General features: G+C 51.2%; 13 protein-coding genes. 5 read left to right on the top strand and 8 right to left on the bottom strand.

The annotated features are described in order from the left end of the window. Positions 1 to 145 precede the first annotated feature (145 nt). Entirely contained in the window at positions 146 to 1,252 is a 1,107-nt protein-coding gene (locus tag Pla144_RS23310; protein WP_146453115.1) for an AraC family transcriptional regulator, read from the top strand. Between the two features lie 282 nt (positions 1,253 to 1,534). On the opposite strand, the gene Pla144_RS24900 is transcribed toward Pla144_RS23310, so the two are convergent. After that, positions 1,535 to 1,687, bottom strand: coding sequence for a hypothetical protein (locus Pla144_RS24900; protein WP_197530965.1), 153 nt, complete (start codon positions 1,685 to 1,687; stop codon positions 1,535 to 1,537). Between the two features lie 76 nt (positions 1,688 to 1,763). Here Pla144_RS24900 and Pla144_RS23315 point away from each other — a divergent pair, with 76 nt between their 5' ends. Then, the gene (locus Pla144_RS23315; RefSeq protein WP_146453116.1) at positions 1,764 to 2,537 is read left to right on the top strand and encodes a transposase; all 774 of its coding nucleotides are present in this window, start codon (positions 1,764 to 1,766) and stop codon (positions 2,535 to 2,537) included. Between the two features lie 999 nt (positions 2,538 to 3,536). Here the strand turns inward: Pla144_RS23315 and tnpA are convergent. Next, positions 3,537 to 3,980 (bottom strand): IS200/IS605 family transposase, encoded by a 444-nt coding sequence (gene tnpA / locus Pla144_RS23320; protein WP_146453117.1) that lies wholly within the window; start codon positions 3,978 to 3,980, stop codon positions 3,537 to 3,539. 4 nt (positions 3,981 to 3,984) lie between these two features. Continuing rightward, the gene (locus Pla144_RS23325) at positions 3,985 to 4,926 is read right to left on the bottom strand and encodes a hypothetical protein (protein WP_146453118.1); all 942 of its coding nucleotides are present in this window, start codon (positions 4,924 to 4,926) and stop codon (positions 3,985 to 3,987) included. 225 nt (positions 4,927 to 5,151) lie between these two features. Between Pla144_RS23325 and Pla144_RS23330 the strand changes: the two genes are divergently transcribed. From Pla144_RS23330 to Pla144_RS23340, 3 genes are all read left to right on the top strand, one after another. Beyond that, positions 5,152 to 5,595 carry a TSCPD domain-containing protein gene (locus Pla144_RS23330; RefSeq protein WP_146453119.1) on the top strand — a complete coding sequence of 148 codons (444 nt, stop codon included), beginning with the start codon at positions 5,152 to 5,154 and terminating at the stop codon, positions 5,593 to 5,595. Positions 5,596 to 5,721: 126 nt separating this feature from the next. After that, positions 5,722 to 6,105, top strand: coding sequence for a CHC2 zinc finger domain-containing protein (locus Pla144_RS23335; protein ID WP_146453120.1), 384 nt, complete (start codon positions 5,722 to 5,724; stop codon positions 6,103 to 6,105). Between the two features lie 472 nt (positions 6,106 to 6,577). Beyond that, on the top strand, positions 6,578 to 8,092 hold the full coding sequence (locus Pla144_RS23340) for a sulfatase (protein WP_146453121.1): 1,515 nt from the start codon (positions 6,578 to 6,580) through the stop codon (positions 8,090 to 8,092). A 1,000-nt stretch (positions 8,093 to 9,092) separates the two neighbouring features. On the opposite strand, the gene Pla144_RS23345 is transcribed toward Pla144_RS23340, so the two are convergent. The 5 genes from Pla144_RS23345 to Pla144_RS23365 all read right to left on the bottom strand — a co-directional run bounded on the left by Pla144_RS23345 (position 9,093) and on the right by Pla144_RS23365 (position 16,395). Further along, positions 9,093 to 9,950: a sugar phosphate isomerase/epimerase family protein gene (locus Pla144_RS23345; protein ID WP_146453122.1), complete on the bottom strand. Its 858-nt coding sequence runs from the start codon at positions 9,948 to 9,950 to the stop codon at positions 9,093 to 9,095. Between the two features lie 63 nt (positions 9,951 to 10,013). Next, the gene (locus tag Pla144_RS23350; RefSeq protein WP_146453123.1) at positions 10,014 to 11,963 is read right to left on the bottom strand and encodes a sodium:solute symporter family protein; all 1,950 of its coding nucleotides are present in this window, start codon (positions 11,961 to 11,963) and stop codon (positions 10,014 to 10,016) included. 86 nt (positions 11,964 to 12,049) lie between these two features. Continuing rightward, positions 12,050 to 14,128 (bottom strand): beta-N-acetylhexosaminidase, encoded by a 2,079-nt coding sequence (locus tag Pla144_RS23355; RefSeq protein WP_197530966.1) that lies wholly within the window; start codon positions 14,126 to 14,128, stop codon positions 12,050 to 12,052. 44 nt (positions 14,129 to 14,172) lie between these two features. After that, on the bottom strand, positions 14,173 to 15,216 hold the full coding sequence (locus Pla144_RS23360) for a Gfo/Idh/MocA family protein (protein ID WP_197530967.1): 1,044 nt from the start codon (positions 15,214 to 15,216) through the stop codon (positions 14,173 to 14,175). Between the two features lie 129 nt (positions 15,217 to 15,345). Beyond that, a complete protein-coding gene (locus Pla144_RS23365; protein WP_146453126.1) occupies positions 15,346 to 16,395 on the bottom strand; it encodes a glycoside hydrolase family 16 protein in 1,050 nt (349 codons plus the stop codon). Positions 16,396 to 16,632: the final 237 nt, after the last annotated feature.

Genomic DNA, 16,632 nt, shown 5'->3' on the forward strand with positions numbered 1-16,632 from the left:
CCAGGGCTCCCGCAGAGTCGGAGCGGTGAAACAGACAAGTTTCTCTGCCCACTCTACCTCACCTCTTCGTAAACGGAATTCTCACAATTCAGCTCCTCGAGCTACCTCAAGCAAAAAGTAGAGGCTTCTCAAGGAATCTTCAACGATGTTACACTTAACCTTAAGTGAATTCGGGGGGGGGCGGAATACTCCGAACGCGCTCATTTCAGCTCATTTTAATTATCCGGCAGTAGGCTGTCGCATGTTCATCGAACTTTTTGATGCCCGAGCCCTAGCTCCACTTGTCAGCATCCTGGATCGGAACGGTATTCGGACGGAGTCGCTCCTTGACCGCCGACGGATTCCTGCGGAATTGATCGAAGCTGGCGGATGGATATCTAAGAGGCAAGCTTATGATTTTACGTTTGATGTCGTGCAGCAAACACGATGTCCGCACGCTGTCTTTTTGGCTTATCTCGACTTTCAGCTCGAACATCTTGGCCCAATCGCTGACGCAATTAAAAGCTGCAAGACGGTGAAGGAGGGTCTCGATGTCGCCATCCAACTTGGCAGTATCGCGTACGAAGGGAGTGAGTTCCGACTCAAAATTGAAGGCGACACAACCTGGCTCAGCTATCGAGAACCAAATGTCGTTTCGGTTGGGCAGCCGTTCATCAGTGATATGACCCTCATGGTGTACTACCACCTGATTCGTACGTTTGTAGATTACGACTGGCGCCCGAAACAGCTGCGGACGAGAGGATTACTGTGCGAGCGCCACTGCTCCCTGGAAATCTTTGAGGAGTGTCAGACCGAATTTCATCCCAACGACTCAGCGCTGGCTTTCCCAACAGAGTTCTTGAGTCGCCGCTTGCCCTGGCAAGGGTCGGCGACCAACTTCGACGCAACTGAAGCCTGGCTATTCGGTCCAGAAGACATTGAACCGATTGCTGATGCACTTTACCGCTTAATTGCCTCTCGGTTTCCCTACCGAAGACTGCCGACACTTGACCAGTTAGCCTTGCTGGTGGGCGTCAGTCCGGCAACGCTGAAGAGGCAGCTCGCGTCTGAGGGAACGACCTATAGCAGGCTACTCGACCGAATTCGTTACGACGTCGCCTGCGATATGTTGTCGATTCCAAAAATGACGATCCAAGAAATCGCGCAGGAGCTAGGTTACTCCGGAACCAACAACTTCACTCGCAGCTTTCGTCGAATGACGGGAGTCACGCCTGGTCAATTTAGGCGACAACAGTTTCGAGATGAAAATTGACGGCTGCGTCAATTCTTCTTGTGGCGCAATGTGGCGCAGAGCCTGTCCCTCGACCGATTGGGAGCATGGACACGGCGGAATGAATGCACCGCCAAGCCGATGTCTTTATGCATTTGCACGCGTCGGTCAGCGCGACCTCGTGCAGTTTCAGATTCTCATTAGGCGCGGAAGTTGATTCTATGAAAGAGGAGACGGTGCAAGAAAAAAGTAGAGTTCTCCTGGATTGGTAATTCAGCACGGCGTAGCCTTCGGCTCGCCAAAACCCAGGAGAACTCTCAAATGTTATACCTTGCGATTGACCAACACGCCAAACAAATCACCGTCTGTGTCCGCAACGAAGACGGGGGCACTGTCCTCCGTCGGCAAGTGAGTACTCGACCAAAAAAAGATCGAAGCGTTCTTCGGCCAGCTCACCGAGATGGACGCCGAGTTCATGGCAATCCTCGAAGTGTGCGGTTTCAACGATTGACTGATCGAAGAGCTTCAAAAATGGAAGTACCGGGAGATTGTGTTGATTCACCCCGACAAGCCCTCCAAGAAGAAAGCCGATCGACGAGACTCTCAGAAGCTCGCCGACCTGTTGTGGCTCAACCGCCAGCGGCTGGCCGCCGGGCAGATCGTTCGCGGGCTGCGACGCGTCCACATGGTCAGTCAGGAAGAACGCGAAGACCGTCAACTGACCTCGCTCCGCAAGAACTTGGGCCAGCGTCTCACACGCACGCTGAACAAGATTCACCGGATCGTCAATCGTCACAACCTCATTTGGCAATATCCGACCAAGACATTCCAAACGCAGGCCGGACGCCGCTGGCTCGCGGAAGTTCCGCTGCCAGCGGTCGATCGATTGGAAATGGACGCCCTGCTCAAGGAGTGGGAGGTCTGCGACGAACAGATCGCTCGCGTAGATGAAGAGATTGTCCAGCGCGCTAGTCGCCCTGCGGCCAACGACGTACTTAATCCCACGCAGATTCTCATGACGACCCCCGGCGTCAGTTACTACAGCGGATTAACGTTGGCAAGTCGCATCGGTCCGATCGAACGCTTTCCGCGACCTCGCAGCTTGGCCAACTATTTCGGACTGACGCCAGGTTGCCGCAACTCCGGCAACGCGCAGGATCGACTGGGCTCGATCACCAAACAGGGAAGCAAGACGGCTCGTCGATGTGGGCACGTTGTAGGCGGTGGTGTTTTTCCAGGCACTCGTCCAGCCACGTCGTGTCAAACCCGACCGATTTCGCCCGTGACAAAAAGTCTGCCAGTTGCTCTATATCATGGCTCTGATTGAATTTGAGAAACTCGCCCGGCATGCGGCGCACCGTTTTGGCCATCTTGGCGGCTGCCTGTTTGCAGCCATTTTTCTCCAGACAATAGGTGATTGCCTCCTCCAGGTGACGCCTGTAGATGGATGGATACGGGTATTCAGCAAAGCGGATATCCTCTTCAGAGTAAGGTTTTTCTTCTTCCTCCTGAACCCTCAGGCCGTAGCCATATTCTTGCTCGTTTTCGGCTTTTCGGATTGCTCGGATCCTTGCCCATCTGGCGAGAGAAAGCACGGTGTTGAGCGTTTCCAGGTGGGTCTTGTGCCGAATCCCATCGAGGTACTTGGCTGCTCCGGTAGAAAGGACATTCGCAACGGAGTGTAACGACCTTGCCAATGCCTGGTCGGCATACGCCCTGCCTCGCACACCTACTTGAATGTCAGCCCGCCGAGCGGTGTTTTGCAGCGAGGCTTCACTGGTGGCAAGGGTCTGGTCGGCGCGACCGAGCAGGTTATCTCCCAGTTCGTGGAGTCGTTCAGCGGCCGTTTGTTCTTTGCGCTCTTTTCGACCCGCTAAGATTTCTTGGCGATCAGCATCTCCCTCTAGGAGTTTGGTAAACTTCGTGGCTGCTTCTTCACTGAGAAACTGAAATCCCGCGTCGCTCTTTTTGAAAGAGGAATACCAGCCCCCCAGCATGGTGGCTTTAATTTTTAACTCTTTGAAGGTTGGTTTGGAGACTCGAGAACCGAGCTGCACAATCCAGAGCGGACACTCGCGTTTTTCGTGGTACCCTTGCTTGATGGTGAATTCGACTTGACCGAGTTCTTCGCTCTCAAATTGCGTGACTGTCGGTGCCGGTCCACAAGCTGCGCGCCGTTCACGAGCTAGATCCGCGTGCAGCGAATCCCAGCGGGCCATCTGCTCGCCAGTGAGTGCGTCTTCGCCTTTGGCCTCACTCAACAACTACCGGCTGAAGCCGGTAGGTTTAGGGGAAATTTCGTGAGCTACGGACTAAAGTCCTTCACTCACGAGGGAGTTACCTGAAACTTGTCGTCACCGTCACTTGGTTCCGTTCCGTCTTGACCACGGATATACGCGGCTATCGCCTCGTCTGTCACGTTGCCGCTTGACGCCACGAAGTAGCCCCGCGCCCATAAGTGGCGGCCCCAATACTGTTTTTGAATGTGCTTGAATTCCATCATCAGCTTCCTGGAACTCTTGCCTTTGATATACTGCATGATCTTGCTCGGCGACAGCGTCGGCGGGCAAGACAGCAGCACATGCACATGATCCCCAGATACTGAGCCTTGCAGGATCTCAATCTCCTTCGCCAGACAAACCTCACGCACGAGATCGCGGACCCGTACACCTACTTCACCTGTCAACACCTTACGGCGATACTTCGTTACCCATACAAAGTGGTATTTAATGTCAAAGCGACTGTGCGAACTCGTTCGATAGTTTTCCATCCCTCTAATATAAAGTCCTAAAGGATTCGCCTAAAGGCGAGGGTTTTAGACCCATCGCAAGGACAATAAACCTGCGAAAATCGTAGAGGGTCTGTGGATTGGCAAGCGCCTCTTTTCTCTCAGCCACTTTTTCGGCTAACTCTTTGTGGTGGGCCGCGTAAGCCTCTGCGGTGACGCCTCGCACCTTGGCCTTCACCGCTGCGGTGTAGCTCTCTCCCATCCCAAAGGAGACGGTCCCATCGAGTAAGAAAAACGACCGCATCTTGCGAAAAATACTCTCGGCGTTCCCGGCCTTCGTATTGCTGCGGGCACTCAAGTCCCCCAGGTTGTGGGCAATGGCCTTGAGCTGGGGAGCCTTGTAGGTGCTACCAAGCTCTGCGTGAATCGCCTCTTCGCTCTCTACGATGCGCTCGAAGGTAGCTTGGTACTGCTGGTACGTGAGGTCCTTGCCGCGAGATTTCCAGAGTTCTTTGAACTCAGCGAACGTGTAGGGGGTTTCATGGGGAACCCGGTCAGTCTCATGCCAGCCGCCTTCCGGCTGGTGCTCTCGGTTAAGCTCAACGATGATCTCTGCGAGTGGTCTGCCGTTAGTGAGTCGGTTTGGTTTGATTTCTGGGGCCGGATAGATGGCTCCCACATGGAACCACTCGCCATTTTGGAGCGACTCATCCCAGGCGACCCGGACTTCGTTTCGGGCATGGCTGATGCCGACAACCTGCCCGGTATGGAAGTGATTGGGGCTCAGGTGCGCTTCGACGGTATCACCCCGCCGGATGACAAAGCGATGCGCAGGGCCGTCGATATCAGCACGGATTCGGTCGACAGTGATCGTATCCTGGTCGTGCAGTTCATTGGGGTTTGGCCACTCTGAGTGGTCGCAATCGTAGACGATTTGCCGGTCGGGCCGGACCAGTGGCGGTGGAGGGAGTGAGGTGACTTCGGCCACTTGCTCAGGTTCTTTCTACTGGAGTTTCTCAGCTGGCTTCGCTGCTTCGTCAAAATCAAAGGATCGTTGTTGCATAACTAAGGTTCTTTGTTGTTCGTCCTGTTATGGCCTCTAGTTGTCGAACCGTGACTTAGGCCGTAGGACGGACATACTGGCAGTACAAACAGGGATACGCTTGTCACTCAAACTGTTGGATTAACGAGCTGACATGTGCAACAATGAACTATGCACCAGGAAGAATCTCCATCGCCCAATGAACACCAACCAGCGGATAATTTTGCGGACTTGTCCGCGAGCATCCCGCGCGAGCGACTCCCTGTGACCCGCACCTCAATTACGCACAAATTCAGTGTTTGTGGTACGGAGGGGTATTTGATTGTGGGGCTTTATGAAGATGGCCGACCGGGGGAGCTGTTTATCAAGATTGCCAAAGAGGGGAGTACGCTCAGCGGCCTGTTTGACACGATAGGGATTCTTACCTCGCTGGGTCTGCAGTACGGCGTTCCTCTAAAGGTTCTGGCTGCGAAACTCGAGCACACCCGATTTGAGCCGTGTGGACATTCCAAGAATAAAGAGATCCCCGAAGCATCGAGTCTTATCGATTACATCTTCCGCTGGCTTGCCATGAAGTTTCCTGACAGCCATGACCCTAAAACAAGTGGAGAATGATTTCTGCGTAGTCACGGAACGAAAACAGATCATGTACAGGACTTGTTATGAATCGGGATCGGACTCCCGGAAAAGAGGCAGAGGACTGACTTCTCATCTCTGTTCTGTTTTTTTCATAGAGTCAATTTGACTAGCAGACCAGACGCGCTTAGCGTGGAGGCCATGATGATGCACTATGGCGATAACCGGCGATTAGACCCGATTGATTTCAAGGCCCTCAAGACACAGATATCGATACTCAAGGTACTGGAACTTTTCGACTGGCGGCCAACAAAAAAGCGTGGCGATGAGCTTCGCGGACCTTGTCCGGTCCACGGTTCCAAGTCTCCAACGAGCACAATACTTGCCGTATCCACAAGCAAGAACGCCTGGAAGTGCCACAAGTGCGAAGCAGGGGGCAATCAACTCGATTTAGCCGCCCATTACTTCGGCCTCCGCCGCGACCAATGTGTCCGCGTAGCCGTCGCCCTCTGTCGAGAACTCGGCCGCGAGATTCCCCGAATAGAGTAGAGGAGCCAGTCCTCTTCACATAAAAGAAAAATGCAGCCCGCCATCGGACAGGTCGCATTCGCTAATGATGTGTCGATTGGATTAACCAAGCGTCTCTGTCTTGGGGTTTGGAATAGCAAGGGATTCGAATAGTTGGTTCAATCGTGTTGCGGCCTCTTCAGAGCTCTCAACTTCCACACTAATATCCATCTGACCGCATCCACAGCCAGCTTTGTCCGCGATCTATTACCAAAATTAGCACCTGAGTTACAACAAATGCTGACTTTTAGTGATTTGTTTTTCTGCTAATCTTTGCGTAGATCGGAAAGTACCGCTTCTTCCCCGGCTTGCCGGCAAGTTTGGTATCGAATGGCTTTGTATGCTAGGTTCGATAGATTAAGGATGTTGGGCGATGGTCAGTAGGGCGACTGCAGGGGGCAAAGAAAACTCGATTCTAAATGTAGGCATTTGCTGAGAAACTAGGAACTAAGGGATGAAAAGTAGCCATCTGACCGCTTGGATATCATTGTCTTCTATCGTTGGCACAGTATGTTTTGGATGTTTTGGTGCCAATTCTGTGATTGGCCACTCTCCTGCTGAGGTGCAACCAAACTTTGTAGTAATTGTAGTCGACGATCTGGGGTGGAGTGACTTGGGCTGCTACGGAAGCTCGTTTTATGAAACCCCGCATATCGATTCGCTGGCAGCAGAAGCGGTCCGGTTCACCAATGGCTATGCAGCATGCCCTGTATGCTCTCCCACAAGAGCTAGTATCCAGACAGGCAGAAACCCCGCGAGGTTGCATACTACGGATTGGTTCGGAGGACCCCAACCTGAGGAGGCACTTCGTACTCCCTTGTCCAAGAAATTCAGAAACCGACCCTTGTTACCTGCAAGCTATTTGGAATACTTGCCACTGCAAGAAAAGACGATAGCCGAGGTATTGCGTCAGCAAGGTTATAGCACCTTCTTTGCAGGTAAGTGGCACCTTGGAAATGTAGGGTATTACCCAGAGAATCAGGGTTACGAATTCAATCTAGGCGGTAATGAGAAGGGCTCACCACCTGGTGGCTATTTTTCACCCTACAAGAACCCCAAACTCATCGATGGCCCCAAGGGCGAGCATTTACCCGACCGCTTGGCCAATGAATCGGTACGATTTTTGGAGAATCAAGGTGATGATCCATTTCTCTTGGTATTGTCGTTCTACTCAGTACATAATCCTCAACAAGGCCGCATAGACCTGATAGAAAAGTATCAAGCTAAAGCGGCGAATCTTGTAACTGCCCAAGCAGAATTCTCCCCCGAAGGACTGTTCGAAAATCGCCAGATCCAAAACCAACCGATCTACGCCGCCATGATGGAGGCAGTGGACCAAGCGGTTGGTAAGGTGCTGACCTCCCTCGAAGAATTAGGACTCGAAGAAAACACCATTGTGCTATTTACATCTGATAATGGAGGTCTTAGCACAGCCGAAGGTTCGCCAACTAGCAATAGTCCACTGCGAGCTGGCAAGGGGTGGTTGTATGAGGGAGGGCTCAGAGTGCCTTGGATCGTGAAATGGCCTGGATCTACACAGCTAGGCATTATCTGCAATGAACCTGTTATCAGCGACGATATAATGCCCACAGTGCTTGAACTTGCGAAAGTACAAGCACATGAAAAGTCTACATTCGATGGTATAAGCCTTGTGCCATTGTTAAAAAATCCCGCAGTGAAATTGGTCCGCAATCTCTATTGGCATTACCCACATTACAGTAATCAAGGTGGTGGACCGAGTGGTGCAGTGAGGTCTGGCAAATGGAAGCTCATCGAGTGGTACGAAGATCAGCATCTGGAACTGTTCAATCTTGATCAAGATATCGGCGAACACCATAACTTACTTCGTTGCAATCCGAAGACTGCCAATGAACTTCATTTGCGACTCGTCCGCTGGCGGGAAGAGGTCGGTGGCCAAATGCCTATGTCAAATCCACTTTATTCTGCGGAAGAAATACGATCACGATGACTTAAACCCGATTCCAAATCCCAAAAATACAACGCGACAAGTTGATATTTTAAAAAACTCGCCGGGTCGTTTGAATGCCGGTGTCTTTGCACAGATTTGGTGTTCGCACAGAGGCCCAGCGAGGATATCGCGCCTTGCAAGCACAACGCTTGGCAGATCAGCGATGCGAAGCGTGCCGACAGCCTGCGAAGATTACTCACCCAACGTTGGAAAAGTCCGTTACCAAAAACCTAAAGAAAAAGTGGTCGCCCGATCAGATTGCCGGACGACTCCGCCAAAATTTGCCGCGTTAGCAAGATTGTCGTTTGTGTTCGGACGATTTCCAATTGGCTGGCGAATGATGCTCCAGAACTAGGAGAACCTCTGCGACGTGGCTACTGCCACTCACAGCCTCAAACAGACGGCCAATTGAAAGGTTTTGTGAGCATCGTAGTTCGTCCGCAGGTTGTGGACACACAGTTACTGGGAAGGAAAAACGTTCGTCAGTCTCGACCGCCATAGCGGCTTAGTAATGATGGCGGAAAGAAATAGCCAGTACCTGCGAACGCGGAAAAAGACAGCCTCAAATCAGCAGACACTATGCGAACGGCTTGTCGTGGCTTCAAAGATATATCGGACTCCCTACGGCGAACGATGATGCTGGACAATGGCAAGGAATTCGCGGAACTTCAGTGGTTGACGAACTAACTGGGAATCTAGGTTTATTTCGCCGATCCCCACTCGCCTCTTAGCAGCGCGGTTTGTATGAAAATACGAGCGGACTGCTCGGACGGTTCCTTCCCATAGGAACCGATTTCTCCCGGATTAGTCACAACGAGTTGGCTCGGGTGGAGCAAAAACTCAACGGACGCCCTAGAAAAAGACTCGGATACAAAACTCCCGACGAAGTCATCAACAATAAACACTGTCGCAACTAAGGTTTGGATTCGCCACGCAAACAAGCAGATGTTATTGCGTGGACTTAGTAACTCTACTCACCGATTATAACATTAATATAGCGTCAATTGTCATACTTAGTCAAAATCGCATCCATTTCACGACTTGCTCTTGCCAAGTGTCCGGTCGAGTACGGAAGCATTTCAGCTATAACGGTTTGTTCGTAACCTATCTTACGGAGCGCTTCGATCGTCTCCTTCCAAGGCACATCACCGTCGCCGAGTTCGCAAAAGGAGTACTTGCCCTTCCAGCCGAACTCGTGCCGATAATCCTTGATATGAACGCGTTTAATTCGGCTCCCCAGCATTTCAATCCAGTGTGGCGGGTACTGGTGGTAGCCCAACACATTGCCGACGTCGAAATAGACCCCTAGCCGCTCAGAGCCAAAGGAATCCAGGAAGCTGGCTAACTCGACGGGAGAGTAGAAAAAACCGTTCCATACATTTTCCAGGCATAAGTCAACGTCGAATCGATCGGCCGTCTCTAATAGTTCTGAGATACACGTTCGACAGCGTTCGATGGCATGGTCATAACGCACTCGCTCGTCGGGACAAATTGGACTTGTCACGACTCCAGGCACGAAGAGATACGCACTACAGCCAAGCCACGCAGTTCTTTCCAATGCCTTCTTGTTTAGCTGAACCGCCTTTTTTCGGACTTCGGGGTCGTTACTAACCGGATTGCAACCCCAGGTCATTCCGCTTGCCAAAGTCTCCATGGTGAACCCGGCGTTTTCCACCTCCGTGCGAATTGCTTCGCAAGCAGCCGTATCGCTTTCCACCGTCAGAACGCCTTTGGTGCTGATTGCAGGTTCAAGTAGATTGAACCCGGCACTATAAGCTTCTGCCAATCCAGCTTTGTCCAAGGGATGGGTACCCGCTAGGCCGTCCTTGAGCGACCAGTAACTAATGCCTTTACGCATGGTTGCGTTCTCCAAAATGGAATCTGATTCAATGAATTTGTGTCGGATATCATTCTCAGGGATCTATACCATTTCGTCGCCTTCAATACTCATGCTTTGCCAGAGGGCCGCAATAGCCATGCCGGCCAATACAACGACCAACGTCGATCCCGCCGCCCATGTGTAGCGACCATAGAGCCAGAAACCGGAAGCAAACAGGGCGCTATAGACCATCACGCATCCCAACAGCATGCAGACAATTCCGGCACCTAAGCCTGCGCTTCCTTGTGGAAGCCCATCGCTATCTTCCGAGAGAGCCTCTATGACCGGCTGCCAACCTGGGCCCCCAGGATGCGTTTTGGCATAGAAGTTCTTCAAGACGGCCATCTCTGTTGTCGGTGTAAGCCATGTCACCAGTAGCCAAACGACCGTTGTAGCCGCGACGACAAACGGGAATTTCCAGATACCAAACGTGTCGCCTAGCGTTTCACCGTTTACAGAACCAAAGGTCACTGCCAAAGAGGTTAAGCCAGACGCCACCATGCCCGCAATCTCGGTCCAGGCGTTAATTCGCCACCAGAACCAGCGCAGCAAAAACACGAGCCCCGTTCCAGCGCCGAACATAATGATGATGTCGAAGAGCTGTTTCGCATTTGTTAGTGCAAGCGCCAGGGCTGCTGACAGCACCATCAGTAGAACTGTGAAAGCGCGACCGGCCCATACCTGCTCCTTTTCTGTGGCCTCGGGGCGTGCAAAACGCTTATAAAAATCATGAACGGCATAGGACGCTCCCCAATTCAAATGGGTAGAAATGGTAGACATATAGGCAGCTACTAACGAGGCAACCACAATTCCCAGCCAACCCGAGGGAAGTGTTGTGAGCATGGCGGGATAAGCTAAGTCGTGTCCAAACTTGTCAAAGTTGACGTCTTGGTAGGCTTTTCGCAAAGTGCTTAGTCCTCTCGCCTTGATTTTCAGAGTCTCAATTTGCTGGCGCACTTCAGGGGATACCAAAGCAGGATCATTAGCCCAATCTTTGACCTGTGCATTCAAGGGTGCGGATTTGAGTGCAGATTCAGCCGCTACTCGCTCGGAGGGACTATCTAGCGGGAAGACCATCATGGAACATAAGGCTACAATGATCCACGGCCATGGTCTCAAGGCATAGTGGGCCACATTGAAAAACAACGTGGCCCCAACTGCATGTTTGGCGGATTTTGCTGCCAACATCCGCTGCGCGATGTAGCCGCCACCACCAGGTTCCGCCCCAGGATACCAACTGGCCCACCATTGCACAGAGAGGGGAATCACGAGAGCCTCGACAAACAGCGCCTTATTCGAGGCGTCAGGAAGTATCTTGAAACTATGTTGTAAAGAGTCATTTGAAACCAGACCCGCCAGTCCTCCCACGGATTCATGGCCTAAGGCATAGTAGGCCGCTGCTGTCGCACCTATCAAAGCGGTAACAAATAACACGCAGTCGGTCAGCACAACCCCACGAAATCCACCTAAGCTGGAAAAGATTACGGTTACGATCGATGCGATGAGAATGGTTTGCAGCGACCCCATGCCGAACATGACTTCGCCGATCTTCATCGCCGCCAAACATACGCCTGACATGGCCATGACATTGAAGACCAAGCCCAGATAGAGTGCACGAAATCCACGCAAGAATGCGGCCGATTTGCCGGAATATCGCAGTTCGTAGAATTCGATGTCAGTCATTACCCCACTGCGACGCCACAGTTTGGCATAGACGAATACAGTCAGCATTCCCGTCAGCAAAAAGGCCCACCACGACCAGTTGCCGGCAACGCCATTTTGGCGAACGATATCGGTGACCAGATTCGGAGTGTCAGTCGAAAAGGTTGTGGCCACCATGGACATACCCAGAAGCCACCAGGGCATCGTCCGACCAGAGAGGAAGAACTCATCGGTGTTCTTGCCAGCACGTCGAGATACTGCAACGCCTATCGCAAGCGTTAGCAGGAGGAATCCAACGACTATCACCCAGTCTAAAGTCGATAACGTCATGCAATTGGCTCAATTATGTTTCTAACGCGGGCAATGAGGTATTTACCCTCCGGGCAACGATCCTTTGTCAGAAAATTCAACTATCGTTATTCGTCACCGATTTGAATTTCGTGAATAACAAGCCGAGGCGATGTTTGCTTGTCAGTAGGTCGGATGCGAATCGACTTGCACCCTTCGGGAAGCTTTCCCACGGCTGTGCCGTTGTCGAAGGTAGCAATTTCGTGCCAATCGACTCCATCTGCCGAGGCCTCTAGTACACCTTGCTGGAGGGCATCCTTCTCTCCCCCCCAAATCTTTTGACGGCTTCCAAAACGTGAACTCCCTGTAAAGACCTTGATGGACGCACCGCGAATAGCAGACTTGAAAGTCACCGTGAAATGGTCTCCCGGCTCGGGTGAGCGATCAGCCCAGAAATAGGTCTGCCAGTCTCCGTCAAAAGCAAACTCAGGTAAGCTCCCTATATATCTAGGGAGCGTCGTTTCTACGCTTGCATGCCAACGAGTTTTCTGTGAAAACTCCTCGAAGGGATTGTAGAAGGTGACGCGGGCAGCTTTATAATTCGCGAGCATTGGACGCAGTCGCTGGAGAAAATCGGCGTAGTCTTTTTGCTGAGGAGGCGACCAGGCCGATTCAGCCAGTGCCGAGAGCCGAGGAAATACCATGTACTCTAGCTTGTCCCAAGTCTTGATGTATTCGGTCCAGATCTGTCCCTGACAACCTAAGATATGGTGTTCCAAATCAGTCCCCATCAATTCGCTCGGTACCGGATCAAAGTCGTAAACTTTGGCCAGCGGAAGATAGCCACCGATCGTCTCATACTCTAATCCTTTGGCCAGTTCGAAAGCAGGGCTAGCCTGATAATAGTCAAAGTAACTATGCGACTTAGGTGCCATGACGACATCGTGGCCTTCGCGTGCAGAGTCCACAGCCGCCTCCCAAGTTTGCCAGGCCATGACAGTCGCTCCTGGCGAAAGACCTCCGTCACGAATCTCATCCCAGCCAATCAGCTTGCGTCCCCTTCTTTCAAGCAAACCTTCTACGCGCCTGATGAACCACGATTGCAGTTCGTGTTCGTCCTGAAGTCCCTCACGCTGGATCACCGACTGGGCAAAAGCCGACTCTTTCCATTGATCCTTGGGGGCTTCATCGCCTCCGATGTGAATATACGTGGATGGAAAGAGTTCACAGACCTCCGCAAGGACGTCATCTATCCAATTGAACGTTTCTTCCTTCGGTGACAAGATATAGGACTTTGTTCCCCAGCTTGCCGACACCTCAGGGGAGTAATCGGGGATGTCATCGTTACCGATCTCAGGATAGGCAGCGATGGCGGCTACCATGTGACCGGGCATATCTATCTCTGGTACGATCGTGATGTGCCGATCGGCGGCATACTGGACTAAGTCCCTGATCTCGTCCTGTGAATAAAATCCACCGTAGTGCGTACCGTCAGTGCCTAGACGATCACCATAGGGGGGTGAGGAGGTACGCCACGCGCCGATCTCGGTTAACTTAGGATATTTATCGATCTCAATTCGCCAACCTTGGTCGTCTGTAAGATGCCAATGCAACACATTGAGTTTATGCAGAGCCATCCAGTCGAGAAGCTGTTTGATATCATTAGTCGCAAAAAGATGTCGTCCCACGTCTAAGAGCATGCCGCGCCATCCGAAACGCGGCTGGTCAACGATCTCACAGGCAGGCAGTTTGGACGCATCGCCTGACATAAGAATCTGTCGAAGCGATTGTGAGCCCCAATAGACTCCGGCTGCATCGTTGCCTGTGATCGTGATTGTGGCAGCTGACACCTTCAAGTGATATCCTTCGGAACCAAGTGTATAATCTTCGACAATAGCCAATCGGATTGATCGCGTCATATCTTGAGGTAAGTTGGTCTCTGTCAACGGGCAAACAGGCAATGAAAGCTGAGTGATTTGCTTGATCGATTCGGCCAATAGGTGCGCTTCGGAGTCTAGGTTGCCGCCGTAAAGAATGGGCGTTTTGTCCGTGAATAGAAAGGCTCCTGCTTGTCGATTCTGCTGGACTGGCTTCGGAATAATCGGCAGGCTTTCAGATCGCGTTTGCTCGGCAGTTAAGGACATATAAATGCCGCCAATGAATGCGACTACGGCAACGGTGAACGAGGAGTTCAAGGCGACATTCATTGATCGGCTAATCCTAAGTGACATGCAACTCTTGTTTTGTAAGATTAAATATTGATCTTACGTCCCTGACGAAGACTTTGCGTTTGTTTTTCGCAAAGCAGCACGGCGTCATGGGCAATTCTTGGGTTCAGGATGGGACTTCGACGGTTATGACGCAGGCAAGTCGCAACCTCTTCTAGCTCAGTGGCGAACGCGTTCATTGGATCGCCGCTAACAAGCTTGGCTTCTTGTGCACGCCCACTCTTGTCGAAAAGCGTTGGGGGACACAGATATTTGCCCTGGTCTCGGATAACAGCAAACTCGAAGGTTAGCGTTGCCTGCTCTAAATGAATTTCAAACCCGTGATCGAATACACGACCTTGCTGATTAATCGTACCGCTTGTGGCATGCACTTTGAGATCCAAATCGTCATAATAAAAAAGCGAATGCCAGTTTTCGGCCAAATCACCACGCATTCGTCCATGCGTAATGACTGCCGACGGCAAGCCAAACATTAGCGTTATGAAGTGGGCGTCATGCACGTGCAGATCAAGCATCGGCCCGCCCACTTGCTCCGCCGACCAATAGTGGGTTAGCCAAGAGGGATCGGAGATAACCCGCTTAAACGATCCGCCCAACAGTTTTCCATATTTCCCACTCTGTACCACCTTCATAGCCCACGAGTATTCAGGAAAGAAGGGTAACACCTGACCAACGAAAAGACTTTTGCCTGTTCGCTCCGAAGTATTCAGCATTCGTCGACAATCTACCGCACATAGAGACATGGGCTTTTCTGAGAACACGTCCTTGCCCTCCTTCATAGCTTTGATCGCCACATCGGCATGCAAGAACGGCGGTAATGTAATATCGATCAAATCTAGATCGGGATTTGACAGCATCTCGTCGATTGAGGAATAGACATCAACCTTATTCAGGTCCATCCTCTTTCCGAGCGGACCAAAATTCCCCTTGATGCCTCGCCAGTCACCAGTTAATCGTTCCTTGATCACGTCACAGATGGCAGTGACTTTTACTCCGCGCAGTTTTTGGTAGGTAAGGTAGTGCACCATCCCCATGAAACCTAAACCGGCGATACCTACGCGAATCATTTTGAGTCTATCCATGAAAACTGATGAAAAGTATTTGCATTAATGCCTCGAAGCAGCTTCAGAATTCTGCGATACGAGCTGCTCCTTAGATTGCAGAATGTAACTTCCAAAAGAATTGTATCCAAGCAATTAATTCCGCGATTTCCCAATGTCAAGACCTACTGCACTTGAGTTTGTGTCGACTTGGTATACGCGGACATAGTCAACTAACATGGCGTCGTCGCGATTGTCACGATCGAACTTGCCTGACTCCCATTTGTGAGATAGTAGACTCAAAATAATTGGTTGTCCCTGATGACTGAGACCATCCTCTGTAGTGAGGATCTTGTGGCCATCAACAGAGAATTCATAGTGAGTCGAAGACCAAAGCAGATTAAAGACGTGAAAATGATCGCACAACTCTTTTTGGTTCAACCCCACTTCGCTGGATGTTGTCGATAAAATAGGCGTAAGATCAGGTTGGGTCGTACAGCGATCAATCTCACCGTCCTTGTTTTTCCAATATATGTTGACACCCATTCCTCTATCGCGGCGACCGCTACCAAAGAATTCGGCAATGTCCAACTCGACTCCGGACCGTCCCGGATCGCCAGGAAACTTTCCATAGCTCGAGGGTTTTAGCCAAAATGCGCCGTGATGACCTTGCTGGCGCTGAAAGCGAATGCGAGCTTCGAAGTAACCATAGACCGGCTCGAATGTGCCATTCGTGCTGATCATACCTGTTTGCAAAACTCCGTCATCTTCCTTTGTAGCGATTCGCAGGTGGCCTCGCCCATCCAACGAGACGCAATTCCGAGAGAGAACTGATTCGCCGCTGCCATCGCTGCTTTGCCCTTCGCGGCGATACCCCCACTTACTAATGTCGAGTTCCGTAGCGTTAAACTCGTCATGCCAGATCATCAAATATCCATCAGGAACAAAGGGTGATCGTTTTGCGATGTCTTCGTTTCTGCGAATGTGTAGGCCTTCTGGACGGATAGCATGCAGAGGCGGCAAGGTTACCGAATCTTGTTCCGCCAAAAGGCCAACATGATTCTCTAACTCAGACGAGCCACAATCCATTTCATGGAATAAAGGAGATACAACATCTTCTGAGAATACCAGCAGGTTTTGTGTCCAAGCTATAGCCAATGCCAGTTGCAAGGTACATCTATAACGAATTAAGCGTTCAGATTGCATGCTTCTCTATGTCATGTTCGGTACGATTGTGGCGAAATTACAATATTTACATTTATCTACGCCATAAAAATTAGAACAATCGCAGCGCGCACCACAAGACCCTGCTCGCTCTGCAGATAGTGTTCTATAAAAAGTATTGTCCACAAGTTCTAAATCTTACTGCAATCCAGTCTTATTCCTGCCACCAACGGTTGCTGCGACATGCATAATGCGTTATTTCTAAGCACTTTGCGATGA

Origin of the sequence: Bythopirellula polymerisocia, assembly GCF_007860015.1 — a bacterium.
Classification (GTDB): domain Bacteria; phylum Planctomycetota; class Planctomycetia; order Pirellulales; family Lacipirellulaceae; genus Bythopirellula; species Bythopirellula polymerisocia.